The organism is Dermacoccus sp. Ellin185, from assembly GCF_000152185.1.
GTDB lineage: Bacteria > Actinomycetota > Actinomycetes > Actinomycetales > Dermatophilaceae > Dermacoccus > Dermacoccus nishinomiyaensis.
In genome coordinates, this window is sequence record NZ_AEIQ01000104.1 from 23,137 (window position 1) to 50,120 (window position 26,984).

The following is a 26,984-nucleotide window of genomic DNA, read 5'->3' on the forward strand; positions in this document are numbered from 1 at the left end:
GTTATCGCCCCGATGATCGGAACCTCGAATGTTCTCGCTCGAATCGCCACTGCAGACCGACGCATGGGCCAAGGTCCAACGCAAGCTCGGCAAGCCGACGTCGACACTGCAGGGAGACGGGTGGTCGGCACTGTGCGTCGAGGAGAAGCGCGCGGTCGGCTCCTACCTGTACGTGCCGTACGGGCCGATCTGCCGTGACGCGGGCGCACTCGACGACGCCTTGCGCGCCATCCACGCCCATGCTCGTCGACGGCGAGCCTGGTGGGTTCGCGTCGAGCCGCGCAGCAGCGAACGCGAGGCCCTCTGGTCGGACCTGCCGCTGTGGCGGGACGTGCTCGAGGCAAACAGATTCCACCCGGCGCTGCACGATCATCAACCGAAGCACACTCGCCTCATCGACCTGACTGCGGGCCCGGACGCCATCCTCGCCGCGGCGACGGGCAGCATCCGCACGATTCACCGCAACCACGCGAAGAAGGGCCTGGAGGTGCGGACGAGCCGCAACCCGGACGACGTCACCATCCTCGCCGCGTTCCTGTCGCAGGCTGCGGGGCACAAGCACATTGTCGCCCGCTCGGCCAGCTACCTGCATGCGGTGGCTTCCGCGATGATGCCGGTGGACGCGGCGACCCTCTACTCGACGTGGAAGGACGGCGCCCCGCTGTGCGCCACCCTCGTCTACGACAGCCCCACCCAGCGGCTCTTCGCCCACGCCGCGATGCCCGTGGAGCATCGAAAACTGCGTCCGAACCAGCCCCTCATCACGCGCGCGCTGCTCGACGCCCACGACGCAGGCATTCGGACCGCTGACCTGTTCGGGCTCGCACCACCGGACGAGCCGAACCATCCCTGGGCGGGATTCAGCGCCTTCAAGCGTTCCTTCGGTGGCGAGGACGTCACCCACCTCGGCACCTGGGAACGCGACATCGTGCCCGGAGCGCGACGTGCCCTCGAAGCCCGCGAGCATCTCGCGGAACGTCGTCAGACGCAGCGGGCTCGAGGCCCGGAGGCCACCGCGGACTCGTCGGCGCCCGTGGCGAGCACCGTGGCGACGACGGCGTCAGCGGAGAACAGCTCGGTGCCGCACTGACGATTGGCCGACGGGTCAACGGCGCGACTGGGGCGTCGTAGGGTCCGCGGGGGGGCGACGGGGCAGCGGTGGTGACCACGACATCGCCGATGTGACAAGGATTCGCAGACCGGGACGCGGCTCGCAGAGGTGGACGAAGATCGCGAATTTCGTGCACATTCAGGCACACGACGTATGTCGCTCACAGACGCGCCAGGGGCGACGTCGCTTCAACGAGTGGGAATGCTGGCGCGGTAGATCTCGGAGTGAACGCGTGCTCCGGCATCGCGTTCGTCGCGGCGTGCGGCGACGTCGGCCGGGGCAGCGCGCCCTTGGTCGACGGCGACCAGGATCGTGTCGGCAAGCCTGCGAGCGTCGACGGTGGCGTCCTCACTCGCGGCCGCACCGTCCTCGGCCTCATCGCCCCGGCCCGCGAGATCGTAGAGGACGGGCGCGTGCTGTTCGCCGTAGAACCCGACGTTCGGTGCCACGACGCGCACGCCGAGGTCGTGACACATCTCGATCCACCCCGAGTGGGTGCCCCAGACGTTCGCCATGACGCTGACGTCGAGGCCGCCGACGAACGCGAACAGCGTCGCGTCATCCATCGGCTCGTGCAGGACGAGCGTGATGGCGCCGCGCGCCGCCAGCGCCTCGGCGCGCTCGACGACGCAGGCGTCGTGACCGCGATCGGTTGGGTCCGCCACGGCGCGGTGCATCGTCACGACGATCTCGACGTCAGGCCGCTCATCGGCGACGAGGGCGAGCGCGTCGAGCGCTCCCGCTGCGTCTACGTTCGTGCGAAGACTCTTGAGGTGCAAGCCGATTCGCCGACGATCATTTCGCGCGGGCGCCGCTGTGCTGTCGTCGCTCGACCGCGCGTCGGCGCGGTTCGTCCGAGAGGAAGTGTCATCGAGCAGGAGCGCGGCCATGACGTCCAGCGGCACGATGTGCGGGTGGCGCACGACGACGGCGTCGCGACCCCAGCGAGCCTGGATCGCATCAGCCGCGCCCTGCGTCAGCGTGATGACGGCGTCAGCCGCCGGCACGAGCGCGTCGAGTCGGCTGAGCTGCGCCGCCGGGTCCTTGATGTGCGGGTTGCGCAGGTCGTGCACCGTGACGACGACGCCCTTGCCCAGCTCGTGCGCCACGTCGACGACCTCGCGCAGGTGCTCAGGGCTGAACGACTCGAACCCGAAGTGGACGTGCAGCACGTCGAACTCGCCGGCATGCTCGCGTAGCCAGGCCGGATCGAGGATGCGCGGCGGCCACCAGCGCGTCGAGCCGTCGTCAGCGATGACGGGCGGGTCGGGCAGGCGGATCACCTCGTCGCACCCGTCGCCTGGTGTCTCGCCGGTCGGGGAGAGGTGCGCGACGTAGGGGTGATCGGCCGGAACCGACGCGACACGAATCATGGCTTCTCCTGGACGCGATCTCATCGGCTACGACACTGAGCACGACACAGTGAACGCGACCGAGGGCGGGCGCCGTCACCCTACCCGCAGGCTCGCCCGTTGACGGATCATCGTTGCCCGGATTCGCGTCATGTTCGACGCCAATCCGGGCAACGATCGTCCCTCGGCCTGACAAGTGCATCGCGCATCTGCAGTCAGACGGTGCCGCCGACATGAGCCAGGCCCCGGGGAGGCGGCGCGAGGCAGCCCCGTCTTCATCGGCTCGGGCATGTCGGACGTGCTCCGGTGGACACGCGGCGGCGTGGGCCGTCACAGTGGGCGGGTGAGTGAACCCGAGCGCACCCCGGACGGTCGGTACATCGTCGTGAACGGTCGACGCTGGCGCGCGTCCGACCCCGGCATCCCGCCGAAGCTGCGGCAAGAACTCGTCGACGAACTGATGGCCGCCCGTCGCCTCGTGCGCACGGACGCCGAGCACGCCCGACCGCGCGTGCAGGAGGCCAAGATCGCTCTCGGCGAACGGGGCTACGAATGGTGGACTACTCCGTCCGACGACGAACGCGACGTCCGCATCGAAGCGACGATCCGTGCGCTGCTGCGTCATCGCGCCGGCAAGAGCATCTGCCCCAGCGACGTCGCGCGCGTGGTCGGCAGCGGCGCGCACACTGACATCCATGGCGGCGGTATTTCGAAGGCGAGTGGCCACGAGACGGCGACCCAAGTCGGAGGCGAGTCGACCACTACCGGGGGCAGCGATGCGACGAACGGCGATGACGGGTGGCGCGACCTCATGCCCGCCGTCCGCGCCGTGGCGCATCGAATGCGAGCGGCCGGCGAGGTGCTCGTCACCCAGAAGGGCAAGGCCGTCGACGAGACAGCTCGCGGGCCCGTCAGGATCATCTTTGCCGACGGTGGCGCTGACGATGACATTCGTGGTGACGCTGGGGAGCGCCCCACGTCGTGATGTTCCCCGACATCGCGGCGCTGCCGACGCGATGTCGGGCGAAAATCGCTGACGCTCAGTCTGACGACGGGCGTATCACTCGAGATCCGCCGCGACCGTCCCCCGACGCCGCCCTGAGTGCCAGCCTGGCACCACAGGTTGACATCCACCGTAGATCGCAGCGGGGGGACACCCATGTCAAGGGCGTCGGGCGGCCGATCTCACTACACGACGTGCGGCAGGACGAACAGCATGAGCATCGACCACGTCAGGTGCGTGACGATCGGCCCCGCGAGCGAGCCCGACTGCTGACGCAGGACGGCGACGACGAAGCCGAGCATCGCCGCGGCGAGTGCGAGCAGCGGAATGCCGGTCAGGGCCGTGACGGCGGTGTAGGCGACGGTCGTCCACAGCACGCGCTTCCTCGGCGACAGCACGCGCCAGAGCCCGTCTCGGTAGAACACCTCCTCGGCGATGCCGTTGACGGCCGTCGTCAGTGCGACGATCGGCAGGCTGCCCTTGCGGGCATGGTCGAGCAGGTGCGAGACGGGGTCGCGCAGCGCCGGGATGAAGCGCACGAGAAACGCGCCGACGACGAACAACAGCGCCAACGCGATGCCGATGCCGAACGCCTCGAGCAGTTCGCGTCCGTCAGCGCGCCAGCGCAGCCTGGTCGCGCCGACCCGGCCGGCCGCGAAGATCCCCGCTCCGTAGATGACGGCGACGAGGAACGTCGCCGGGTAGAACAGGGCCTGCCCCGGCTCGAGATTGAGCGACCACGACAGTGCGACGGCGGCCGCGACGCCCGTCGCGCCGATGATGACCCGCGTCGCCCCGAGACGATGCTCGGGCACGGGATCGGTTGCGGCGTCACGTAGTTCGACGTCGCGTGCCCCTGCGAGCGCGGCGCCGAAGACGTGGCGAGGTGAGCGGTGCGATGTCGCCATCAGCGTCCCGGGTTGCGACGGGCGATGACGGCGCTGAGGACGGTGGCGAACCCCGTCCACGCCGCGTACGGCGCGAGCACGACGCCCTTCTCCGGCGAGGCCTTGTGCGCGCGGCGCACGAGGTCGGCCGAGCTGGCGGCGAGCACCGCAGCCTCCAGCACCGCCGGACGCAGCTTCTTCGCGGCGAAGAACGTGCCGTTCCAGCCGACGTTGAGGGCCAGGTTCGCGGCGAGCGCCGCGATGTACGCCCGCTGTTCCTTGGTGCGGCCCGTCTCGGCGAGGTCGGCGATCGTCAGGCTCGAGATGAGCGCGAGGTCGGTGTAGAGCGCGCTCCACACGATCGGGAACGCGGCGGGCGGCGGCTGGATCGCCGGCTTGCGCAGCGTGCGGTACCACGCCGACTTCGGGTCGGTCAGCAGCGAGCCGGCGACGGCGGTCGCGGCGACGGCGGCGGACGTCAGCCCGAGCGTGCGTACCCAGCGCGAGGTGTCGAGGTCCTTCACGGCCGCGCGCACGGCATCCTCGAACGTCGTGTGACCGCCCGGAGGTGCGCCGACGAGGTCGTCGAGGTCGCGTTCGTGGACGACGGTGTCGTGCTGCAGGCTGCCGATGAGCGGCGCCGCCAGGCTGCTGGAGACGGGCGTCACGAGGCCGATCCAGTGCCCGGCGAGTCCGGCCGTCGTCACCGGCGCGGTGCCCACGATGCGCGGCAGCCAGCGCTTCGTCGCCTTCGCGTAGCGCTTCATCATGTCGCCGTACGGCATCGGTTCGGGGCCGCCGATGTCGAAGGTGCGGCTGACGTCGGCGGGCAGGTCGGCGGCACCGACGAGATAGTGCACGGCGTCGGCGACGGCGATCGGCTGGATGCGGTTCTTGATCCACTTCGGCGCGATCGCGCCGGGCAGGCGCTCGCTGAGGTTGCGCAGCATGATGAATGACGACGACTCGTCACCGATGACGACGCCCGCCTGCAGCGCCGCCGTCGGCACGCCGGAGTCGATGAGCACGTGGCCCACCTCGACGCGCGAGCGCAGGTGGTCGGACAACTGCTCGACGTCCTCGTCGTCCGGGTGCAGGCCACCGAGGTAGACGATGCGCGAGACGCCGGCGTCGCGGGCGGCGTCGGCGAACGTCGAGGCCATCTCCTTCTCCTCGGAGACGAAGTCGTCGGACGTGCTCATCGAGTGCAGCAGGTACCAGGCGACGTCGACGTCCTCCATGGCGCGCGCGACGTCGGAGGCCTCGGACGCGTCACCCTCGACGACCTCGACGTGCTCGCCCCACGGCAGCGCACGCACCTTCTTCTCGCTGCGGCTGAGCACGCGCACGCGCCATCCCCGCTCGACGAGTTCAGCGGCCACCTGGCCGCCGACGTATCCGGTGGCCCCGGTGACGAGGGCGAGGCGAGAGGTCATGAAGTCCATCCGTTTCATCGAGGAATGCGCGTGGATCACGTTGGAATTTCAGGATAGTCCTACCTGACGTCGGCGTCAGCGGCGCCGGTCACAGCGGGGTTGCTCAGCGCGGGCGTCAGCTGCGCCGCTCATGCGGGCGCACCTGAGCGCCGCGGTGCGTGGGGAACGGTTCGCCGTCATTCCAGCCTGCCGGCGCCCACGAGGGGGCTGGGCGGCTGCGGCCTACACTCCTCGACGTGTCCGAACCTCAGGGCGAGCCCTCGCACCCGCCGCTCCGAGCCGAGCGCCGCTCGGCTCGGCGCGAGCGTTCGGCGGCGGCATTGCTCGTCCTCGGGCTCGTGCTGTGCGTGGGCGCGTACGTCGCGGCGGTGCATGCTCGGGGTGCGTCGTTCTCCTGGCGGCGCGCGATGATCAGCGACCTCGGACGCACGATCTGCCGCGACTGGCACGGATTCTGGGTCTGCTCGCCGCGCGCCGACCTCTTCAACGTCGCCGTGGGCGTCGCAGGAGCCTGCATCCTGACGGCGGGGGTTCTGACGCACGATCGACTCGGACGATTGCTGACGGCGGCGCTCGTCTGCCTCGGCGTCGGACTCGTGTGGGTCGCGGTCTTTCCCGCTGACGGAGCCATCGGGGTGCACATGGTGGGCGGCGTGCTCGCGCTGCCGGCGCCGTCCGTCCTGTTGCTCGCACATGGGCTGGTGGGGGTGCGGTCGGCCGACTCACGAGGGGATCACGATCGGTTCGCGAGCGAGCGCGAGCCCCGTCACACGCTGACGCGCGCGCTCGGGGCGCTGGGTGCCGTGTCGTCGCTCATGAGTCTCGACCACGTCATGCCGGCGCCGGCGCCCATCCCGCGCGGGGTGGCGGAGGGCGTCTCGCTGCTGGCGCTCGCAGTTGCTCTCGTCGTCGTGGCGTTCGACCTGCTGCGACGCCCGCGCGACATCACCGCACCCTGACACACCCCGCCTCCCTCGATGTTGCCCGGGTGTCACGGCGCCCGCGCCCCAAGAAGTGGGCAACATCGCGGCCTTGGACGCGCGCCGCGCCACACGAGGAGTGGGGGAGTGCGCCTCAACCGCCGAGGCGGCGCAACGTCGGCCAGACGGCGCCCCATCCTCCTCGCGGGTCGGAACATCGCAGCATCGTCGTGCCGTCGAGGCCGAACGGGTCGTGCGGCGCGATGAGCCGTCCAGCGGGGTCGCAGCGTGTGAACGCCGCACGGATGCGGTGCTCGTCCCCACCGACGGCGAGGACGTCGTGCGTGTCCCCGTCGCTGCGTGGCGGCCCGAGGCTCCAGAGCGCGTTGTGCCACGAGGCGACGTCGGCACGCGGCACCCCGAGCGCAGGGCCGTACTGATGTGCAGCTCCGGCGAGGGCATACGAATCGGTGACGATGGCCGCACCCGTCGGACGGGCTGTCGCCATCTGGGCGGCGAGTGACGGCCAGTCGGTCTGGTCGCGCTGCATGGGGTCGAGGGCGGAGACGATGGAGAACGCCGGTGACGAAGCGGGCACGATCGGTAGGCAGATGAGGGCTGCGACGACGGCGTTCGCCGTCACGACGATGGGCGCGCGCCGCCACACGTGCTCCTCGTCCGCAGCCGCCCGCGCCCAGCCGACCGCGACAAGCGGCAAGAACACCGCGACCGCGTAGTAGGGCTGCGCAGGGGAGACGAGCGCGAACACGAGGACGATCGCGGCCATGACGGCGAGCACGGGCCCGGTGCGCTGTCGTGGTGGGTCCGGGGCGATGCGGCCGGCGTGACCGTCGTCGGTGGAGAAAGGATCGTTCGTGACGCCGCCGAACGCCTTGACGCGGGCGTCGTCAGCGGGACCGCTGCGCCAGCCGTTCGCCTCGGCGTGCCCACCGCCGTCGTCGCCGCCGTCAGCTCCGGGGTGGGCGGCACGACGACTTCCCGGGTGCCACCACAACCCCCGCCACGCGACCTGCACGAACGGCGGTCCGACGAACACGACGAGCAGCGGCACGACGAGCCATCGGTTGAGCGCGCCATGGCGGGCGACGACGTCGGCCGAGACGTCGAGCATCGGCACGCCGTGAACGATCTGCGCCCCCACTTGGAACCCGCCGACCGCGACGAGCAACGCGGCGCCGCACCAGGCGTCACGGGTGCGCAGCACCCACCGGGCGCACGCGGCGAGCGCGACGAAGACCGCCGCGACGAGCACGAGGACGAGCAGCTTGTTCCAGCACGCCACCCCAGCCGCCGCGCCGGCCCACGTCAGCGCATGGCGACGCCCCGTCAGCGCAGCGACGACACCGAGCACGACGAGCTGCCACGCGAGCAGATCGAGGCTCGCCGTCAGCATGACGTGCCCCATGAGCAGCGGATAGACGGTGAACGCATGCGCCCACGCGGCGATGCGCTGCACCCTCACATCAGCGCCGAGAAGCCGCGGAAACAGCCCCGCGACGAGCGCGCCCGCCCCCGCCGCGAGCGCGGCCGGCAGCCGTTGCACCCACACCGCGTCACTCACCGACGCCGCTGCGTGCGCGAGCCAGACGGTGAGCGGCGGCTGATCGTCGTACCACCACGCGGGCGGCAACATGCGAAAGTACAGCTCGTCGCCGTGAAAACCGTGGCGCGAAGCCGTCGCGAGCAGCACGATCATGACAGCCAGCGCTGCCGGAGCACCGGGGCGCCACCACGGCTGCGCCTCGACGAACCGCGCCGACACACGCCACCTCGATGAACTCGACGCGGACAGCGTCACGTCATGCCCCGCCGACGAACTGTTCGATGGCGGCGACGGCCACGCCCGCGCCGTCCTCGGTCGCCACCTGACGTCCGAGATCCGCTGCACGCTCGCGCATTTCAGCACTCATCGCTGCGCGCAGCCGACGCGTCAGCAACCCCGCGGTGAGCAATCGACGCGGCAGCGGCGCGGGTGCGGCGTCGAGCGTGTGGAGGCGGTGCGCCCAGTGGTACTGGTCGGCGAAGTGCGGGACGACGACGCTGGGCGCGCCCGCGGCGAGCGCGGTACCCGTCGTCCCCGACCCGCCGTGGTGGACGACGGCGCGCACCTGCGCGAACAGCGCGTGGTGCGGCTCGTCACCGATGCCGACGACGACGCCATCCGCCTCGCGCGGCGCACCGTCGAGCTGGACGAGCGCACGCACGCCGAGTCTCCGGCACGCCTCGGTGACGACGTCGACGACGCGGCCCGGTGAGTTCTGGTGCATCGAGCCGAACCCGACGGCGATCCACTCGTCGCCGGAGGCGAGCAGCGCCCGGGTGCGCTCCGACAAGCCCTCGTGCGGCGCCTCGCGCCACCACCCCGTGATGACAGTGCGGGAGTCGTCCACCGGGTCGGCGAGCAGCGGGCTGTACGCGTGCAGCGAGCCAAGAGTCGCCGTCGTCAGGCCCGTGGGGTGGGCGGCGCGCAGGTCGAGTCGGCCGTCGGCCCATCCGCCGTCGACGCCCGCGAAGTACGGTTCGACGCGCCGCAGCGCTCCACGCGCGCGACGCCGCACACCGGTGGGCAGCGTCCACGCGTACGGCAGCAGCGGCATCGGCCCGTCGAGCCTGTCGAACTCGGGCCACAGGTGCGCGCGGACGACGGGGACGTCGGCGCGCATCGCCTCGTCGACGGCGGCGATCGCGAAGCTCGAGGCGACGAGGACGTCGGCGCCCGCGAGCGCCTCACGCGTGGTCGGCCCGAACGACTGCAGGAACTCGGCGAACACGTTGCGCGTGCGGTTGAGCGCGCGCAGATCACCACGCCGCAGTGCGGTGCCCGCCGGGCCGGCGAGGAGGGCGCCCGGATCGCTCGCCACCGTCACGACGCGCGGGCCGTCAGGCATGACGTGCGCGAGCGACGCGTGGGTGACGACGGTGACGTCGTGCCCACGGGCGACGAGACGCGCGGCGAGCACCCCGAACGGGACGGCGTCGCCGCGGCTGCCGGCGGCGGCGATGACGACCCTCATGCAGCTTGCTCCGACGGGTGAACGCACGGGGTTTCGGTGCTCGCGTCGCGTTCGCGCGGGCGTCGGAATCGCATGGCACACCTTCGAATAGCCGGACGGGTGCCCTCATCGTAGTGCCGCCACGACGGCACGAACGGGCCCGCAGAGTCGCCGCGGCACGGTCGCGAACGCCAACCCCCATGGTCGAATTCCGTGATTTTCCAACGCCTCCGGGGCGCTCGCATCGGCGCGTCGGCGGCTATGCTCATGGTTCGGACCCGCGAGCAGGTCCCCCTCACCTGCGACCGGCCGATGGACGTTCACACCCCGCCACCCGTGGAGGCACTCGTGACAGACCCCGAGGCCCTCCTCACGCATGGCTACCGCCAGGCGCGCGACATCACCCGCATGCACGGCACGACGTACTACTGGGGGACGCTGTTCCTGCCGCCGCAGCAGCGCCGCGACGTCTACGGCCTGTACGCCCTGTGCCGCCTGGCCGACGACATCGTCGACGAGCCCGAGGAGGCCACCGGGCACGGCCTCGACGCATCGTTGCCGCCGGGGGAGCGTCTCGCGCAGTTCGAACAGCGCTTCCAGGCCGACCTCGCCGCGGGGCGCAGCGACGACCCGTTGTTCGCCGCCATCGTCGACACCGCCCGGCGTCTCGACCTCGATTCCGGTTGCTACGACCGCTTCTTCGGCGCCATGCAGCTCGATCTCGTCCGCACGTCGTGGGCGTCGTGGCCTCAGCTGCGCGACGAGTACATGGAGGGCTCGGCCGCCGTCATCGGCGAGATGATGCTGCCTGTGCTGCGCCCGCGCTCGCGGGAGGCCGCGTTCGCTCCGGCCCGCGCGCTGGGGCTCGCGTTCCAGCTGACGAACTTCCTGCGCGATGTCGGCGAAGACCTCGAACGCGGTCGCGTCTACCTGCCCGCCGACGAACTCGCCGCGCACGGCGCCGACCCGTGGCTGCGCCGCGTCACCCCGCAGTGGCGCGCGTTCATGGCCGAGCAGATCGCCCGAAACCGCGCGCTGTTCCACGACGCCGAAGCCGGTCTGCCGCACCTGCCGGCCTCGTCGCGACGGTGCGTCGGCGCGGCGCTCGCGATGTACTCACGCATCCTGTGCCTCATCGAGGCGGCCGACTACGACGTGTTCAGCACGCGCCACCGCGTCTCCGCAGCACGCAAGAGCGCCATCGCGGGAGCCGTCGTCGTCACCGGACGCGCCCGAACTGCTGCGCCGGTCGCCCCCTCGTCATCGGCCGTGGCGAACGAGCCGGCCGTGACGTCGTCCGCGTCATGAGCGAGGCGCACCCGACGATGGAGACCGGCTCGACCCACCGCACCCCCTCGCCCACCCAAACTCGCCGAAGGAGCCGCAGATGAGACGCCCGCCCCGCAACCGCGCCGAACTGCGTGCCGAGATCGCGCGGCGCAACCCGATCCGACGCGTCCCGCAGCCGCCGGAGGAGCAGATTCGCTCGACGTGGCGTCAGGCCGCGGTGCCCCGCATCGAGCGGATGCTGGCGCGCGCCCTCGCCCAGGACGCAGGTGGCTGGCACGTCGCGGCGGCGAGCACGGACGTCGTCGCGGGGCGTTCGACGGTGCGCACGATCCTCGGACGCGAGATCGCGTTGTGGCGCGGCACCGACGGCTCGGCGCTCGCGGGGCCGGGCGCGTGCCCGCACATGGGTGCGCTGCTGGAGAACTGCCACACCGATGACGGCGACGTGCTGTGCCGCTGGCACGGGCTGCGGCTGCCGAGCGAGTGGCCGGGCGAATGGCTCACCTTCCCCGCGCACGATGACGGCGTCCTGTTCTGGGTGCGGTTGTCCAGCGACGGCGAGACGCCGAGCGATGCGCCGGTGCTGCCCGCGCGCGCTCCACTCGACGAGGCGCTCGTCGCGGTCTACACGCGTGAAGCGCGCTGCGAGACGTCCGACGTCATCGCGAATCGCCTCGACCCGTGGCACGGGGCCTGGTTCCACCCTTACGCGTTCAGCCACCTCGTCGTCGACGAGGACGCGAGCGACGACGACTGCCTCGTCACCGACGTGACGTTCCGCCTCAACCACACCTACGGCGTTCCGGTGCGCGCGGCGTTCACGTGCGCCGACAGCCGCACGATCACGATGACGATCATCGACGGCGAGGGCGTCGGCAGCACCGTCGAGACCCACGCGACGTGCGTGCAGCCGGCGAGCGCCGAGCAGCCGGCTCGCAGCGTCATTCACGAGGCGACGATCGCGCACTCCGAGCGCCCCGGTTTCCGTGCGGCGCGGGCGTTCGCGCCGCTCATCCGCCCGCTCGTGCTGCGCACGCAGGGCCAGTTGTGGGTCGACGACCTCGAGTACGCGGAGCGTCGCTACGAACTGCGTTCGGGTTTCGCGAGGGACGGGCAGTCGTGACGTCGGCCGACGTCGTGGTGGGGTGGGCGACATGAGCCTGCCCGCGTCCTGGGATCCCTATCAGTACCTGCTGCTCATGGGTGGATGCCTGCTCATCACGCTGCCGCTCGAACTCGTCCTGCGCGCCCGCGTGTACTCACGCCCGCGACGGTTGCTCGCGGCGCTGCTGCCCGTCGTCGTGCTGTTCAGTGTGTGGGACATCGTCGGGATCGTGCGCGATCACTGGTCGTACTCGCCGCGGTTCACGTCGGGTTGGGATGTGCCGCTCACCCCGATGCCGATCGAGGAGCTCGTGTTCTTCGTCGTCATCCCGATCTGCGGGCTGCTGACGTACGGAGCCGTCGGGTTCTGCCTGCGCCTGCTCGCCTCGTGGCGCTCGAGCGGGAGCGCGAGAAGTGCTCTCGCCCGGGTCGATTCGGACGGGCGGGCGGGCGAGGGACGCCATGTGGCGGCTGATGGCTCGTCCGCGCGAGGCGATCATCGCCCGTCGAGGGAGGTGTGACGTGCCCGAGTACACCGTGCTGACCGTCGCGTCGATGATCGGCGTCGTCGCTCTCGAAGGGCGTTGGCGCACCGGCATCTTCACCTCGGCGCGCTACTGGTGCTCGATGGTCATCGTGTTCGCGTTCCAGATCCTCGTCGACGGCTGGCTGACGAAGCTGAGCGACCCGATCGTCCTCTACGGGCGCGATCAGTTCCTCGGCATCCGCTTTCCGTGGGACATCCCGATCGAGGACTTCGGGTTCGGCTTCTCGATGGTGACGCTGACGATCCTGCTGTGGGAACACCACGGCGCCCGCCGAAAGGAGAACGCACGATGAGCGCGACGATCGAGGCCTTCACGGCGGGGCTGCGACGGGTGCCGCCGTGGCGCCCCGGACGTGATGCGGCGGCCGAACGGCATGAGCCTGACGGTCGGGGCGGCCCTGCTGCGTCGAGGGTGGCGGACGCCGCGGCCCCCCACGTCGTCGTCGTGGGTGGTGGGATCGCCGGCATCAGCGCCGCCGTCGGGCTGGCAGAGCGCGGCGTGCGCGTCACGCTCATCGAGGCGGAGAGCAGCCTCGGTGGCCGAGTGCGCAGCTGGCCCGTCGACGTGCCGACCCGGGGCGCTGACGCGTCGGGCGCCCCGGACGATCGAGCGACGATGAGCCGCGGGTTTCACGCGTTCTTCCGCCAGTACTACAACCTGCGCGCGCTGCTGCGCCGCGTCGACCCGAGCCTCGAATGCTTGCGCCCCGTCGACGACTACCCGCTGCGTCACGCGGACGGTACGCAGGATTCGTTCACGCAGATCGCGACGCGGCCGCCGCTCAACTTCCTGTCGTTCGTCGCCCGCAGCCCCTCGTTCGGTCTGCGCGACCTGACGCGCGTCGACGCCGACCGCGCCCTCGACCTGCTCGACGTCGACTTCCCCGCCACGTATTCGCGCTACGACGGGGTGAGCGCCGCCGACGCCCTCGACGCGCTGCGGTTCCCCGAACGCATGCGCTCGCTCGCGCTCGAGGTGTTCGCTCGCAGCTTCTTCGCCGGCCCGCGCGACTTCTCCGCCGGCGAACTCGTCGCCATGTTCCACATGTACTTCCTCGGTTCCGGCGAGGGGCTGCTGTTCGACGTCAGCCGCGACGACTTCGACACGACGATGTGGCGACCGCTGCGCTCCTACCTCGAGGACCTCGGCGCGCACGTCGTTACGGGTTGTCGCGTCGAGTCGATCGAGCGCGACGGCGAGGGTTTCCGTGTCAGCGCCGGCGCGGCTGCGGGTGCGGCGGGTACCGACGAGGCGAGTCGCGGCCGCCTTGACTTCGCCATTGACCGTGACGATGCCCATGGCTCGCTCCGCGCCGACGCCGTCGTCATCGCGACGAGTCGTGACGTGCTGCAGCGTCTCGTCGACGGCACCGACCTCGGCGACGAGGCCTGGCGTGCGTCCGTGCTGACCGGGGAGATGGCGCCTCGTTTCATCGTGCAGCGACTGTGGTTCGACCGCCCCGTCGCGGCGGGCCGCGCGCCGTTCGTCGGCACGGCCGCGTACGGCCATCTCGACAACGTCTCTCTCGTCCACGACCTCGAGGACGGCGCCGCGCAGTGGGCCGAGCGGTGCGGCGGCAGCGTCGTCGAACTGCATGCTTACGCGGTGCCCGACGACGTCACCGATGACGAAGTGCTCGCCGACCTACGACATCAGCTCGAGCGCCTGCACCCTGAGCTCACCGGGTGCGAGCCGGTGCACGAGGAGGTGCTCGTCGAGGCCGACTGCCCCCTCGCCGGTACGGACGAGTGGGCCGCGCGCCCGGGCGTCGTCACGCCGCAGCCGAAGCTCGTCCTCGCCGGTGACGGCGTGCGCTGCGAGCTGCCCGTCGCGCTCATGGAGCGGGCGGCGACGACCGGTTTCCAGGCCGCGAACGCGTTGCTGCGCCACTGGGGGTTGCCCGGGCACGAGCTGTGGAGCGTGCCGACGCGGGCGCGGTTCCCGCGGTCGCTGCGCGCCGCCCGTGCGGCGCTGCGCCTGCGCGAGCGTGGCCTCACGACGGTAGGTCGCGATTCGTCAGGGCGTGGCCGATGAGCGGACGGCAGAACGACGTCGCCCCCGACGCCGGACGTTCCGGGCTCGAAGGACTCGGGCGCGAGCGGCGCGCCGCGGGACGCTGCGACACCGAGAGTCGAGATGGAGGACGCCGCAGCGACGCGTGCCGTCTCACCGATGCCGCCAGCTTTCTCGACGCCGTGCAGGCGCGCTTGGCCGAGAGCCTTGCCTTCGCGGCCGACGCCGGCGGTGTGGTGACGGCCGGACTGCCCTCGTCAGCGCTGGTCGAGGCATCGTCGCTCGAGACGCTCGTGCGTGATCTTCTCGCAGCCGGCGGCAAACTCGTGCGGCCCCGGCTCGTCCGCCTCGGGTACCTGGCGGCGCGCGAGTGCACCAACCCCGACGACGACCCCGCGACCACCGACGCTGTCGTTCGTGTCGCTGCGGCGTTCGAGTTGTTGCACCTGTTCGGGTTGCTGCAGGACGACGTCATGGATGCCTCTGACACGCGACGCGGCACTCCGACCGCGCACCACCAGGTGAGAGCCGCCGCAGCTCAGCCCGACGGCCCCGACGCTGCGCGCCTCGGCGACAGCGTCGCCGTTCTCGCCGGTGATCTCGCGTTCGCGCTCGCGAACCGCCTCGTCCGCGCTCTGCCGGAGCACGTGGCCGACGCGTGGGACGCAGCGGTCGTCGAGCTCGTCACCGGGCAGCGGCTCGACCTCGTCTTCGCCGCCGAGGCACGCCTCGACGAGGTGAGCACACGCCGCGTCGCGCACGCAAAGTCGGGCGCGTACACGGTGCAGCGCCCCCTCGAGATCGGCGCGTTGCTCGCCGGCGAGAGCGCGCCACCGACATGGCTGAGCCGGTTCGGCGCCGCGCTCGGTGAGGCGTTCGCGCTCGCCGATGACATCATCGGCCTGTGGGGCGAACCCGCCGTCACGGGCAAACCGGCGGGCGAGGATCTGCGCGAACGCAAGCCGACGACCGTCCTCGGCCTCGCCGACTCGGCCCTCGACGGCGAGCTGACGCGACGCCTGGCGCCGGGTCGCGAACCACTCGACGAGGCCGAGACACACGCCTGGTTGCAGCGCCTCGACGCGGCGGGCGTGCGCGCGCAGGCCGTCGCCCGCATCGCCGATCGCCACGCTGATGCCCTCGATGCTCTCGCGGCGCTGCCGCAGGGCGCGGTGCGTGACGAACTCACGCGTTTCGCCGACGAACTGGCGGTGCGCGATGCGTGAACGTCGTCAGGATCATCCAGCACCTCACGCCGACGACTCGAAAGAAGCACCCCCGATGCGCGAGACGCCGATGATCGACGCGCCCGGCAAGCCAGCGGAAGCGACGTTCGGTGCCGCGCCCGCCGCTCCTACTAGGGGTGTGCCGGCCGCGACCGACGACGTCGTCGTCCTGCTCGACGATGACGGCGCCGCGATCGGCACGTGCCCGCGCGCCGAGGTGCACACCCGTGACACGCCGCTGCATCGCGCCTTCTCGAGCTACCTGCTCGACGACGCGGGTCGCCTGCTGCTCACCCGTCGCGCGCTGACGAAGGTCGCGTGGCCGGGTGTGTGGACGAACACCTGTTGCGGGCATCCGCGCCCCGACGAACCCACGCAGGACGCGGTGAGCCGGCGCGTGCGTGAAGAGCTCGGGCTGGATGTGACGCAGTTGCGCGTCGTCCTGCCGAGCTACCGTTACCGTGCGGTCGACGCGTCCGGCATCGTCGAGCACGAGATCTGCCCGGTGCTGGTGGGGCGCATCGACCCGGCGCAGCTCGAACCGCACCCCGACGAGGTATGCGAGTGGGCCTGGGTCGCCTGGCCCGACGCGGTCCACCTCGCGCGTCGCACTCCGGCGCTGCTCAGCCCGTGGGCAGCCGAGCAGATCGTGCTGCTCGCCGAGCAGCTGGGGGAGAACGGCCTCTCGCCGCTCGCGCTCCCGCACGATGAGACCGCGCACGAGCACACGCAGCACGAAGAACACGAACCCCTCGATGAGAAGGATCTCGCATGAGTCGCGTCGTCGTCATCGGAGCCGGCCTCGCCGGCCTGGCCGCAGCCTGTCATCTGCGCGGCGCCGGGCACGACGTCGTCATCGTCGAGAAGCAGGCGCAGGCGGGTGGGCGCGGTATCCGCCTCGAGCGGGACGGGTTCACGTTCGACACCGGCCCGACCGTCCTGACGATGATCGACCTCGTCGACGAAGCCCTCGCGCAGATCGGCGTGGGCGTGCACGATGTGCTCGACCTGACGCTGCTCGACCCCGCCTACCGCGCCTGCTACGCGGACGGTTCGACGATCTTCGTCCGCCACGGCCACGAGGCGATGCGCGAGGAGATCGCGCGCGAGTGCGGCGCGAAGGACGCGGCGGCGTTCGACGACTTCGTCGCGTGGCTGCGGCGGCTGTACGAGGTCGAGATGCCGCACTTCATCGACGCGAACTTCGACTCACCCCTCGACCTGCTACGCAACCCGGCTGCAGCCGCGCGGCTCGTGAGGCTCGGCGGGTTCCGTCACCTCGGGCCCGTCATCCGCGAGCGCTTCGACGACGAACGCCTGCGCCGCATCTTCTCGTTCCAGGCGATGTATGCGGGTCTCGCGCCGGAGAAGGCGCTCGCGCTGTACGCCGTCATCACGTACATGGACTCGATCGAGGGTGTCTGGTTCCCGGCCGGCGGCATGCGCGAGGTGCCCGAGGCGATGGCGCGTGCGCTCGGGCGCGCAGGCGTCGAACAGCGCTACGACACGACGGTGACGCGCATCCTCACCCGCGCTGACGGCGCCGTCGCCGGGGTCGAGATGTCCGGCCCGAGTGGTGACGAGCGGCTGCCGTGTGACGCGATCGTCTGCACGACCGACCTGCCCATCGCCTACCGCACGCTGCTCGACGACCTCGAACCGCCGGCCGTCCTGAAGCGTGCGACGTACTCGCCGTCCGCGGTCGTCTGGCACCTCGGGGTCGAGGGTGTGCCGAGCGACGCCGCGCACCACAACATCCACTTCGGCACGGCGTGGGAGGAGTCGTTCGACGATCTGCTCGTGCGCGGCACGCGGATGCAGGACCCGTCGCGGCTCGTCACCATTCCGTCTCGTGACGACGCCACCGCCGCGCCGGAGGGTTGTTCGACGTTGTACGTCCTCGAGCCCGCACCCAACCTCGACGTCGGGCGTGTCGACTGGGCGGCCGAGCGGCCGCGCATGAAGGAGGAACTGCTCGCTTTCCTCGATGACGCCGGCTACCCGACGACGATCGTCACCGACGAGTTCGTCGATCCCACCGACTGGCAGGCGCAGGGTATGGCCGCGGGAACGCCGTTCGCGCTCAGCCACACGTTCCTGCAGACCGGCCCGTTCCGCCCGCCGAACGTCGAACGCCGCCGCCCCGGCGTATTCTTCGCCGGTTCCGGCACCGTGCCGGGTGTCGGCGTGCCGATGGTGCTCGTCAGCGGCAAGCTCGCCGCGGCGCGCGTCGAGGCCTACGTCGGGCGCTGACGGCTCGACGCTCAGGCGTCTCAGGGCGCCGGCACGAGGACGCGCAGGGCGTCGGGCAGCGCACGGAACGTCGTCGGCGACGCCTCGAGCAGGTCGCCGTCGGCATAGACATCCCCGACGTGGGGCGTGATGACGCGGATCTCGCGTCCGCGCAGCGCTCGAACACGTACCCCGTCGACATGGGTGCCGCGAAACAGGCGCGGCAGCATCGCCGGGTAGTGCCAGCGTGGGATGTCGGTGACGACGGTGACGTCGAGCAACCCGTCGCTCATCGACGCGTCGGGGTTGACGCGCATCCCGGCGCCGAATCGCCCCGAGTTGCCGATCGCGACGTTCCACCCGGTGAACTCGTGCGTCACCCCGTCGACGACGAGCGTCAACGGTCGCGGCCGCGCGGGCACGAGCGTTCGAGCGCCGCCGTAGGCGTAGACGAGCGAACTCGGCACCGCGCGCGGAGCGTCGTTGGCGTACGTGTTCGCCATCGAGTCGTAGCCGAGCGTCGCCACACCGAGGAAGACCGTGGCGGTCGACGGGTCGCCGTCGCCGGCCAGTCCGACGTCGAGGCGGCGTTCGCGCGCGACGGCGAGCAGCTGCGCGGCGCGTCGCACGTCGCCCGGGCCCCCGAGTGCGCGGACGAGGTCGTGCCCACGCCCCGCGGGCAACGGCGCCATGAGGCAGCCGCTGACGACGGCGCCCGCGGCCACCCGCCCGTAGAGCCCGTCGCCGCCGAGCGTGACGAGCAGGTCGTCGACGCTCGCGTCCGCGGCGACCTGCGACGCGTGGTCCGCCGACCGCGTGACCACGACGTCGACGTGCCAACCGTGCGCGCGCAGGATGTCCGTCACCGGATCGATCATGCGCAGCGTCGCACCCTTGCGCGCAGCCGGGTTGACGACCAGGGTGACGGGCCGCGTCATGACGCCCCGGCCTCGCACGCGTCGGGGGCGTCGTCGACCGGCGGAACGAGCTTGCCGGGGTTGAGGATTCCGGCCGGGTCGAGCTCGTTCTTCACCGCGCGCAGGATGCGCGCGCCGAGCTCGCCCATCTCGTCAGCGGCCCAGGCGCGGTGGTCGGTGCCGACGGCGTGGTGGTGCGTGATCGTGCCACCGTGTGCCGCGATGACGTCGCTCGCGGCCGTCTTGACGCGGCGCCACTGGGCGAGTGGGTCGCTCTCCTCGCGGCAGAAGAACGTGTAGTAGAGCGAGGCGCCGCCGTCGTAGAGGTGCGAGACGTGGCACTGGACGACGGCGTGCGGGCCGATCTCGGCGCTGATCGCATCGCGCACCGCGCGGTAGAGCGTCGGCAGGTTCGCCCACGTCGTCGCCGTCTCGAGCGTCTCGACGAAGATGCCGCGATCCATGAGGTGGTCGCGCTGGTAGGGCCCGCGGAAGCGGTGGCTGATCCAGTGCTCGGCGATCGACGCGGGCGCACGTCGCGCACCCGACGCGCGCAGCACGCGGTGCGCCTGTCGCCGGCGCCGACGCAGGGTGGTGCGGTCGGTGTCCTCCCAACGCAGCACCCCGAGCGACGGCTCGCGGGCGCCGCGCGCGGCGAAGGTCGCCATCGCCGCGAGCCCTCGCGCCGACTGGGCCAGGATCGTGCGTGATTCCTCACCGTCGGAGAGGCGGCTGACGTCCGGCATGACGCCGTGGCCGAGATCCTGCGCGAGCGCCCGGAACGCGTCGAACCCGTCGGTGAACGAGTCGAACGCCCAGGTTTCGTAAACGAACTCGGTCGGTCCCTCGTGCAGCTGCAGCGTCATCTCGGTGATGACGCCGAGCGTGCCCTCGCTGCCGATGAGCACGTCGATGAGCTTCGGCCCGGCGGCCGTCGCCGAGCTGGGAGTCCGCCCGCCGAGCGTCAGCTCGCCCTCGGGCGTGGCGAGGGTGACGGCGACGACGTTCTGCTCGAACCGTCCGTACCCGGAGGACGCCTGCCCGGAGCTGCGCGTCACGAGATATCCGCCGAGCGTTGCCTGTTCGTAGCTCTGCGGGAAGTGTCCGAGCGTGAGTCCGCGCGGACGCAGCACGGCTTCGAGCTGGGCGCCGCGCAGCCCGGGCTGGAGCGTCGCGGTGCGCGACGTCTCGTCGATGCTGACGACGGCGTCGAGGCGCCGTAGGTCGAGACTGATGACGCTCGCGAACCGACCGCGCACGGGGTCGACACCGCCGACGACGCTCGTGCCACCGCCGAACGGGACGACGGCGATCTCACGCTGCGCGGCGAGGCGCAGCACCTCGACGACCTCGCTGCCGTCGGCGGGAAACACGACGGCGTCCGGCGCGTGACTGCCGTCGCCGGTGCGCAGCCGATACAGGTCGGGGTAGCTCTTGCCCCCGGCGTGCTCGATGCGCTCGCGTCGTTCGACGCTGACGTGCGCGTCGCCGACGAGTGTGCGCAGGGCGGCGAGGCCGTCGTCGTCGAGGGTGGAGGCGGGCAGCTCGACGTCGTCGAGCGCGACGGGCGGAGTGTCCTGCTCAGCCGGTTCGATGCCCTTGGCGAGCTTCAATCCGCGCCAGACGAGCGGGGAGAGTTCTTTCTTGAGCTGCGGGTCTCCCCAGCCGTGCCACACCGAGCGCGGGGCGGTCTCGACGAGGTTCGCGTCATCCTTCATGACCCCATCATGCCGTGCGTGAGACACTGAGTCACGATTTGTCTCAATGTTTCATCGTTTCGACGGGCCCGTCGTGGCGGCGACCACACAGCGAGGAGGACGCATGACGCAAGACGATGCAATGCTGGCCGCAGTGCGGGCGGAGGTCATCGCCTACGGTTTTCGCCGCGCGACGATGACGTCGGTGGCCCGCCGCGCAGGCATGAGTCGGGCCACCCTCTACCGACGTGGCGCGACGCTCGACGACCTCGTGCGCGAGGCCCTCGTCGCCGACTTCGCCGCCGCCGCAAGCGACGCGCTGCCCCAGGTTCCCTCGAACGAAACCGCAAGCGAACCAGCCGACGGCGAGGCGGGCGTGGTCACCCGCGACGTCATCGTCCGCGCCGCGATCACCACGCTCGAGGCGCTCTCGACGGAGTTCACGCAGGCGCTGATCGAGCACGACCCCGAACTGCTCCTGCCCTATCTCGTCGAACGTGTCGGGCGCAGCCAGCGCAGCATTCTCGACGCGTTGAGCGCCGCGATCGCCCTCGCGCAGCTCGATGGCTCGGTGCGCGACGCGCCGGCCGACGTCCTCGCGATGGGCGCGATGCAGGCGCTCATGCCCTACCTCGTCAGCCGTCGACCGCTCGAGCAGATCGCCCCTCGTCAGGTGTGGCTCGCCGAGGCGGCCCATCTGCTCGACGGGTACCTCGCGCCCAGCCCGGCAGCCTCTGACCACCGGACCACCCCACGGAAGGCCGCTCCTGATGTCGACCACCCCCGGCCACCCCGCCAGTGACCCCAGCGTGGGCAGCCTCAACCCCACCCAACGCGCTGCGGCACTGCACCGCCTCGCCCACGAGCGCTACGACGTCATCGTCGTCGGCGCCGGGGTGACGGGTGCCGGCGTGGCGCTCGACGCGGCGTCGCGCGGGCTGCGCACGGCACTCATCGAGCGCGTCGATCTGGCGGCAGGGACGAGTCGGTGGAGCAGCAAGCTCATCCATGGCGGCCTGCGCTATCTCGCAAAGGGTGACCTCGCCGTCGCCTACGAGTCGGCGCGCGAGCGTCATCACCTGATGACGAGCATCGCGCCGCATCTCGTGCGGCCGCTGCACACGGTGGTGCTCGACACCGGCATCGGTGAGACGGCCGTCTCGAACCTCGGCATCACCCTCTCGGACGGGCTGCGCCGCGTCAGCCGCACGCCGTCGAACGTCCTCGCCGCGCCGCGCCGCATTCGGGTGCGTGACGTCGAGTCGCTCGTCCCTGGGGCAGTGCGCGGCCGCGCGGCGCTGCGCTACACCGACGGCCAGCTCGAGGACGACGCGCGCTTCGTGACGACCCTCGCGCGCACCGCCGCGGCGCACGGCGCCGACGTCGTGACGCGGTGTGCGGCGCGTCCGCTCGACTCTGAGTCCGTCGAGCTCACCGACGAGCTGACGGGGGAGTCGTTCGTCGCCCACGGCCACATCGTGCTCGCGACGGGGGTGTGGAGCGGCGAGCACGACGAGCGTCTCACCGTCACGCCCTCGCGTGGCTCGCACCTGGTCGTCCGGGCGAGCGCGGTGGGTGACCCTTCGGCGCAGCTCGTCGCACCGGTGCCCGGGCACTTTGGCCGCTACGTGTTCGCGATTCCGATCGTCGACGGGCTCGTCCTCATCGGGCTGACGGACGAGGCCGACCCGGACGCCGACCCGCTCGCTCCTTCCGTCCCGGACGAAGACGAGGAGTTCCTGCTTGCGACGATGAACGCCGTCCTGGCCCGTCCGCTGACGCGTGACGACGTCGTCGGGCGCTTCGCTGGTCTGCGACCGCTCGTGACGCGCGCCGACGCCTCGAGCGGGCAAGGCGCGACCGCGGACGCCTCGCGCAAGCACCTGCTCCTCGACGAGCCGGGCGCCCCGATCACCATCACGGGAGGAAAGTTCACGACGTATCGCCGCATGGCGCAGGACGCCGTCGACGCCGTCGCCCGGCGCGTCGGAGGCGTGGTCGCATCGTGCCGAACGCGTGAGCTTCCGCTTCTCGGCGCAGCCCCGACTGACGTCCTCGCTCGCGTCGTGGCGCCTGAGCGGCTCGTGCGCCGCTACGGCACGTTGGCCCCGTCAGTGGCCGCGATCGCCGACGAATCGTCGTTCTACGCCGAGCGCGTCGTGCCCGGATCGTCGACGCTGGTCGCCGAGTTCGTCCACGCGGTGCGGCACGAGGGTGCCATGACGCTCGACGATCTCGTCGAGCGCCGCACGCGCCTGGCTTTTGTCGACGCAGACCTCGAGCCGGCTCGCGCCGTTGCGGCGGAGGTTCTGCGGCGCGAGATGGGTCTGGACACCTTCAGAGAACTCCCAGTCGCGCACCACCGTGCCTGAACGTCCCTGACCGCCCTCGGCCAGTACCCTGAGGCCGGGAGGCCGATGCCGTGGCGTCCGAAAACGTCGTCGCTCGGAGGTCGCATGCTGCTCGTCCTGCTGCTGGCTGTCGCCTCCAGTGCGTGTGCGGCGCTGTCGACGGTGTTCAAGCACCGCGCCGCACAGCATGCCGTGGAGCAGCCGGCGGTCGACGAGCGAGCGGACGGTGAGAAGCTCCCCCGGCGCGGGTTGCGCGCCGCGGCGGTGGCATGGGTCGCGAACCCGACGTTCGCCATCGCCATGGTGTTCGACGGGCTGTGCGTCGTCTTCCAGATCCTCGCCCTCAAGTACGGCAGCCTCTCGGTCGTGCAGCCGGTGCTGTGCATGTCGCTCGTCATCAGCCTCGGGCTCAACCACGTCATGCTGCGTACGCGCCCGACACGTTCGGAGATCCTCCATTCGCTGACGCTCGTCGCCGGCCTCGTGATGTTCCTGCTCGTCTCCGACGCGATCTCCGCACACGGAGAGACGGCCATCGGTCGTCGCGTGCCCGCCATCATCCTCGCCGTCGTGGGCGGCCTGTTCGTCCTCGGCGCGGTGTTCGGCACGCGCTCGATGCGCCCGCGGATGCGTGCCCGGGCGCTCGCAGCGTCCGTCGCCATCGTCTACGCGACGACGGCCGGGTTGATGAAGTCGACGACGCAGATCTCACACCTCTTCGGTCTCGACGCGGTGCTGACGTCGTGGCAGCTGTGGGTGCTCATCGCGCTCGCTGCCTGTGGTCTGGCGCTCAACCAGGTGGCGTTCGCGGCGGCGCCTCTCAACGTCGTGCTGCCCGTCGTCGCCTCGCTCGATCCGCTGTTCAGCGTCCTCATCGGTGTCGGCGTCTACGGCGACCAACTGCGCGACACGCCCCTCGCCGTCGCCGGTGAGGTGGCCGGGCTCGCGCTGCTGCTGTACTCGGTCGTCAAGCTGAGCTCGGTGCGTGCCGCCCAGGGCGCGGCCGCCGAGGCCGAACTCGCGGCAGCGATGGACGGCGGCGCCACACCGCTGTCGATGCGTAACGAGTGACACCGGCGGCGCACACCTACCCGGCTCGATGCTCCGATGCGCGCTCGAGGTCCTGCTCGGGCTGGAAGTGACGCTCTCCGCCCACTGCTCCAGCTGCTGCGGGTCACCAACTGTTCACCTTCGCGGGACGCGTGGAATGAAGCCCGCGGGGCCGCTCGTGTTAGCGTGAGGGTGGTTGCTTTGCAGAACCCGGTTTTACCCCTGTTGTACATCACCTCAGGCGTTCACGGCATGCACATCAGCCTGAGCCTGCAAAAAGTGCAGGCTCAACGCAGAGAAACAGATTGAGGGATTTCCCATGGCACAGGGCACTGTGAAGTGGTTCAACGCTGAGAAGGGCTTCGGCTTCATCGAGCAGGACGGCGGCGGCGCCGACGTCTTCGTTCACTTCTCCGCCATCCAGACCAACGGCTACCGCTCGCTCGACGAGGGTCAGCGCGTCGAGTTCGAGATCACGCAGGGCGACAAGGGCCCGCAGGCCTCGAACGTCACGGCTGCCTGATCATCTGATCTCGTAGCGTTTTCGTACGAAGCCCCCAGCCGTTCGGCTGGGGGCTTCGTCGTGCGCCGACTCCGTCATGCTCGGGCGGGGCCCGTCACGCAGACGAGTGCGCCGCCCGTCCCTCGTGGGGTGGGCGGCGCAGCCGAGTCTGCGTTCAGTCGTGCGCACGATCAACAGGTGGCCGTGGTGTCGTCGATGGCCTGGTCGCTGCTCGACGAGCTGGTGCTCGCGCTGCTCGACGACGAGTTCGGGGCGGTCGACGACGAAGCGCTCGAGCTGGACTTCGGCTTCGGGGCCGGCGTCGAGCGATCCATGCCCTTCTTGATGAGGGCGCGCACCTTGTCGTAGTCGGGGTGGCTGTCGCTGATGACGGGGTAGGCGAGGTTGACGCTCTTCGTCTGGCCCTTCTTCATCGTGTTCGCGAGGTCGGCGAGGTCGGGCAGTTCGCTCTGCGGCAGGTCGAGCAGGATGTTCTCCTTGGCGACCTTCATGATCGAGGGGAACTGGTTGACCAGTGAGATGGGGTTGGTCTGGTCGATGAGTGCGTTGACCATGCAGCGCTGACGGCGCATGCGGTCGCCGTCGCCGGTCTCGACGCGGCTGCGTGAGTACCACAGGGCTTGCTGACCGTTCAGGTGTTGGCGTCCTTCGGGGATGCGGCCGGTGATCGAGCCGGGCACGATCGCGCCGCCCTCGATCTTGCCACCGATGGCGATGCCCCCGGGAGGGATCGTCATGTCGACGCCGCCCATGGCGTCGACGAGGTCCTGGAAGCCCTTGAGGTTGATGACGGTGGAGTAGTCGATCGGCATGCCGATGATCTCCTGCACGACGTCGCGCGTCGCGTTGAGGCCGGCGTACTGCTCACCGGGGAACAACTCCGGGTGCTGCGTGTCAGCTTCGCTCCACACCGCATCCATCCAACAGGGGTCGCCCGCACCACGTTCGGGGCAGTGGAAGCCGTTCGGGTAGAGCTTGTGCAGCGGGTTCGACTCGGGGAACGGGACGTAGTTCCAGTTGCGCGGGATGCTGATGAGGGTCGTGTCACCCGTGTGGGTGTCGATCGAGGCGACCATGAGCGAGTCCGTGCGGATGCCCGTGCGGTCGCTACCCGCGTCGGAACCGACGAGCATGAGGTTGACGCGGGCCTTCTTCTTGAACGCGTTCTCCTTGGTGGAGGCGGCGCCCTTGCCGTTCTCGATGAACATGGTGCCGAACGCGTCCTGCGTGACGGTGACGGTGCTGACGGCGCGCGCGAGCGGCATCGTCACGGCGAGGCACATGAGGGCGGTGAAGGCCTTGAACAGGATGTCGCCGCGGTGCGACCAGCCGTCGGTGTGCGTCGTGCGCGCGGTGAGAACGATCGACGTCAACCACAGCACGAGGGCAGCGGCCAGCGCGACGAGGGCGAGCTTGAGGCCGGTCGAGGTGAGGACGTTGGCGGCGCCGGTGAGGACGTTACCGCTCAGGAGGAAGATGCTGAGAGCGATGCCGGCGATGACGGCGATGAGCAGGAGGATGACGCCGACGGTGCGACGTTTCGTCCACATCAACCCGAGGCCGGGGACGAGGGTGCTCAGAAATGTCAACGACAGAGAGCGGCGTAGCGTCGCACGGCGGCGTTGACGCTCGCTCGAGCGGGTCACGTCGGACGGTGCGTGCGCACCGGATGGTTCGTGCTCCGCCTGCCTCGCCATCGTGGCCCTCTCTGTTGCGTGTGAGGGCACCGAAAGCTGCCCCTGACACTCCATCATGAGGGATGAAGGAGGAAATGTCTCAATCTGGTGACGAAGCTCGACGCCGGCCGAAGCCCAGGTGTGAGTCTCCTGTGTTGACGTGTCGGGGGGAGGCGGTTTGGTGTGGCGGGGCGGGTCGGATAACCTTTCAGGGCTGCAGCGAAAGCTGCGCGGAGGAGGCGTCGCCTAGTCCGGTCTATGGCGCCCGCCTGCTAAGCGGGTTTGGGGTTTATAGCCCCATCGAGGGTTCAAATCCCTCCGCCTCCGCCAGCGAGAGTGACGAGGGCCCCGCCGGGCGCGACGAAGTCGCCCCGGCGGGGCCCTCGTCACTCTCGCTGAATGGGTACGGGGGATTTGAGGAGGAGGCACGACGCCCGCGAGCGAAGCGAGCGCGCGTCGCGCCGACGGAGTCCCTCCGCCCGTTCCGACAGCTCAACAACTCGCCCGGGCCGCCACAAGAGCGAAGCGAGCGCACGTCGCGCCGACGGAGGCCCTCCGCCCGTTCCGACAGCTCGGCCGCCCGCCCGGGCGCCACGGCACCCCACCCCTCGGTATCGCACCTGTCTCGACGGGC

General features: G+C 70.8%; 23 protein-coding genes and 1 tRNA gene. 16 read left to right on the plus strand and 8 right to left on the minus strand.

Annotated features, from left to right (window positions below; genetic code table 11):
- The first annotated feature begins 28 nt into the window (after positions 1 to 28).
- Positions 29 to 1,090: a GNAT family N-acetyltransferase gene (locus HMPREF0321_RS11750; protein WP_006946727.1), complete on the plus strand. Its 1,062-nt coding sequence runs from the start codon at positions 29 to 31 to the stop codon at positions 1,088 to 1,090.
- Positions 1,091 to 1,299: 209 nt separating this feature from the next.
- Here the strand turns inward: HMPREF0321_RS11750 and HMPREF0321_RS11755 are convergent, their stop codons facing one another.
- Positions 1,300 to 2,484 carry a glycosyltransferase gene (locus HMPREF0321_RS11755; RefSeq protein WP_006946716.1) on the minus strand — a complete coding sequence of 395 codons (1,185 nt, stop codon included), beginning with the start codon at positions 2,482 to 2,484 and terminating at the stop codon, positions 1,300 to 1,302.
- A gap of 322 nt (positions 2,485 to 2,806) precedes the next feature.
- On the opposite strand from HMPREF0321_RS11755, the gene HMPREF0321_RS17130 reads away from it, so the two are divergent.
- Entirely contained in the window at positions 2,807 to 3,448 is a 642-nt protein-coding gene (locus HMPREF0321_RS17130; protein WP_254653994.1) for a DUF3253 domain-containing protein, read from the plus strand.
- Positions 3,449 to 3,651: 203 nt separating this feature from the next.
- On the opposite strand, the gene HMPREF0321_RS11765 is transcribed toward HMPREF0321_RS17130, so the two are convergent.
- Both HMPREF0321_RS11765 and HMPREF0321_RS11770 read right to left on the minus strand, forming a co-directional pair.
- Positions 3,652 to 4,374, minus strand: a complete 723-nt coding sequence (locus HMPREF0321_RS11765) for a CPBP family intramembrane glutamic endopeptidase (RefSeq protein WP_006946682.1) — start codon at positions 4,372 to 4,374, stop codon at positions 3,652 to 3,654.
- Positions 4,374 to 5,789, minus strand: a complete 1,416-nt coding sequence (locus HMPREF0321_RS11770) for a tryptophan-rich sensory protein (RefSeq protein WP_040014985.1) — start codon at positions 5,787 to 5,789, stop codon at positions 4,374 to 4,376. Before HMPREF0321_RS11770 ends, HMPREF0321_RS11765 begins: the two co-directional genes overlap by 1 nt.
- A gap of 236 nt (positions 5,790 to 6,025) precedes the next feature.
- Between HMPREF0321_RS11770 and HMPREF0321_RS11775 the strand changes: the two genes are divergently transcribed.
- The gene (locus HMPREF0321_RS11775) at positions 6,026 to 6,748 is read left to right on the plus strand and encodes a hypothetical protein (protein ID WP_040014964.1); all 723 of its coding nucleotides are present in this window, start codon (positions 6,026 to 6,028) and stop codon (positions 6,746 to 6,748) included.
- 115 nt (positions 6,749 to 6,863) lie between these two features.
- On the opposite strand, the gene HMPREF0321_RS15055 is transcribed toward HMPREF0321_RS11775, so the two are convergent.
- Together HMPREF0321_RS15055 and HMPREF0321_RS15060 are read right to left on the minus strand one after the other, a co-directional pair.
- Positions 6,864 to 8,492 (minus strand): glycosyltransferase family 39 protein, encoded by a 1,629-nt coding sequence (locus tag HMPREF0321_RS15055; protein WP_006946669.1) that lies wholly within the window; start codon positions 8,490 to 8,492, stop codon positions 6,864 to 6,866.
- Positions 8,493 to 8,529: 37 nt separating this feature from the next.
- Positions 8,530 to 9,744, minus strand: coding sequence for a glycosyltransferase (locus HMPREF0321_RS15060; protein WP_006946670.1), 1,215 nt, complete (start codon positions 9,742 to 9,744; stop codon positions 8,530 to 8,532).
- A gap of 327 nt (positions 9,745 to 10,071) precedes the next feature.
- Here HMPREF0321_RS15060 and HMPREF0321_RS11790 point away from each other — a divergent pair, with 327 nt between their 5' ends.
- The 8 genes from HMPREF0321_RS11790 to crtI all read left to right on the plus strand — a co-directional run bounded on the left by HMPREF0321_RS11790 (position 10,072) and on the right by crtI (position 18,157).
- Complete coding sequence (locus HMPREF0321_RS11790; RefSeq protein ID WP_006946711.1) at positions 10,072 to 11,031, plus strand: phytoene/squalene synthase family protein; 960 nt, start codon at positions 10,072 to 10,074, stop codon at positions 11,029 to 11,031.
- Between the two features lie 79 nt (positions 11,032 to 11,110).
- On the plus strand, positions 11,111 to 12,136 hold the full coding sequence (locus HMPREF0321_RS11795) for a DUF5914 domain-containing protein (RefSeq protein ID WP_006946718.1): 1,026 nt from the start codon (positions 11,111 to 11,113) through the stop codon (positions 12,134 to 12,136).
- A gap of 31 nt (positions 12,137 to 12,167) precedes the next feature.
- Positions 12,168 to 12,638, plus strand: coding sequence for a lycopene cyclase domain-containing protein (locus HMPREF0321_RS11800; protein WP_040014990.1), 471 nt, complete (start codon positions 12,168 to 12,170; stop codon positions 12,636 to 12,638).
- 1 nt (position 12,639) lies between these two features.
- On the plus strand, positions 12,640 to 12,957 hold the full coding sequence (locus tag HMPREF0321_RS11805; protein WP_006946675.1) for a lycopene cyclase domain-containing protein: 318 nt from the start codon (positions 12,640 to 12,642) through the stop codon (positions 12,955 to 12,957).
- Positions 12,954 to 14,699, plus strand: coding sequence for an FAD-dependent oxidoreductase (locus HMPREF0321_RS11810; RefSeq protein WP_006946679.1), 1,746 nt, complete (start codon positions 12,954 to 12,956; stop codon positions 14,697 to 14,699). Before HMPREF0321_RS11805 ends, HMPREF0321_RS11810 begins: the two co-directional genes overlap by 4 nt.
- A complete protein-coding gene (locus HMPREF0321_RS11815; protein WP_006946707.1) occupies positions 14,696 to 15,904 on the plus strand; it encodes a polyprenyl synthetase family protein in 1,209 nt (402 codons plus the stop codon). The genes HMPREF0321_RS11810 and HMPREF0321_RS11815 overlap by 4 nt, the downstream gene beginning before the upstream one ends.
- Positions 15,905 to 15,959: 55 nt before the next feature.
- A complete protein-coding gene (gene idi / locus HMPREF0321_RS11820) occupies positions 15,960 to 16,679 on the plus strand; it encodes an isopentenyl-diphosphate Delta-isomerase (RefSeq protein ID WP_074046427.1) in 720 nt (239 codons plus the stop codon).
- Entirely contained in the window at positions 16,676 to 18,157 is a 1,482-nt protein-coding gene (crtI, locus tag HMPREF0321_RS11825) for a phytoene desaturase family protein (protein ID WP_006946680.1), read from the plus strand. Before idi ends, crtI begins: the two co-directional genes overlap by 4 nt.
- 20 nt (positions 18,158 to 18,177) lie before the next feature.
- Here crtI and HMPREF0321_RS11830 read toward each other — a convergent pair whose 3' ends face one another.
- Together HMPREF0321_RS11830 and HMPREF0321_RS11835 are read right to left on the minus strand one after the other, a co-directional pair.
- Positions 18,178 to 19,074, minus strand: a complete 897-nt coding sequence (locus tag HMPREF0321_RS11830) for a diacylglycerol kinase family protein (protein ID WP_006946688.1) — start codon at positions 19,072 to 19,074, stop codon at positions 18,178 to 18,180.
- Positions 19,071 to 20,771 (minus strand): FAD-binding oxidoreductase, encoded by a 1,701-nt coding sequence (locus HMPREF0321_RS11835; RefSeq protein ID WP_006946699.1) that lies wholly within the window; start codon positions 20,769 to 20,771, stop codon positions 19,071 to 19,073. Before HMPREF0321_RS11835 ends, HMPREF0321_RS11830 begins: the two co-directional genes overlap by 4 nt.
- Positions 20,772 to 20,874: 103 nt before the next feature.
- Here HMPREF0321_RS11835 and HMPREF0321_RS11840 point away from each other — a divergent pair, with 103 nt between their 5' ends.
- The 4 genes from HMPREF0321_RS11840 (at position 20,875) to HMPREF0321_RS11855 (ending at position 24,674) form a co-directional block, all read left to right on the plus strand.
- Complete coding sequence (locus HMPREF0321_RS11840; RefSeq protein WP_175282491.1) at positions 20,875 to 21,552, plus strand: TetR/AcrR family transcriptional regulator; 678 nt, start codon at positions 20,875 to 20,877, stop codon at positions 21,550 to 21,552.
- The gene (locus tag HMPREF0321_RS11845) at positions 21,521 to 23,122 is read left to right on the plus strand and encodes a glycerol-3-phosphate dehydrogenase/oxidase (RefSeq protein ID WP_050786583.1); all 1,602 of its coding nucleotides are present in this window, start codon (positions 21,521 to 21,523) and stop codon (positions 23,120 to 23,122) included. Before HMPREF0321_RS11840 ends, HMPREF0321_RS11845 begins: the two co-directional genes overlap by 32 nt.
- Positions 23,123 to 23,206: 84 nt before the next feature.
- Positions 23,207 to 24,172, plus strand: coding sequence for a DMT family transporter (locus HMPREF0321_RS11850; RefSeq protein WP_006946739.1), 966 nt, complete (start codon positions 23,207 to 23,209; stop codon positions 24,170 to 24,172).
- A gap of 298 nt (positions 24,173 to 24,470) precedes the next feature.
- Complete coding sequence (locus HMPREF0321_RS11855) at positions 24,471 to 24,674, plus strand: cold-shock protein (protein ID WP_006946709.1); 204 nt, start codon at positions 24,471 to 24,473, stop codon at positions 24,672 to 24,674.
- 170 nt (positions 24,675 to 24,844) lie between these two features.
- On the opposite strand, the gene HMPREF0321_RS11860 is transcribed toward HMPREF0321_RS11855, so the two are convergent.
- The gene (locus HMPREF0321_RS11860; RefSeq protein ID WP_167539823.1) at positions 24,845 to 26,263 is read right to left on the minus strand and encodes an LCP family protein; all 1,419 of its coding nucleotides are present in this window, start codon (positions 26,261 to 26,263) and stop codon (positions 24,845 to 24,847) included.
- Between the two features lie 322 nt (positions 26,264 to 26,585).
- Here HMPREF0321_RS11860 and HMPREF0321_RS11865 point away from each other — a divergent pair.
- A tRNA-Ser gene (locus HMPREF0321_RS11865) sits at positions 26,586 to 26,680 on the plus strand.
- Positions 26,681 to 26,984: the final 304 nt, after the last annotated feature.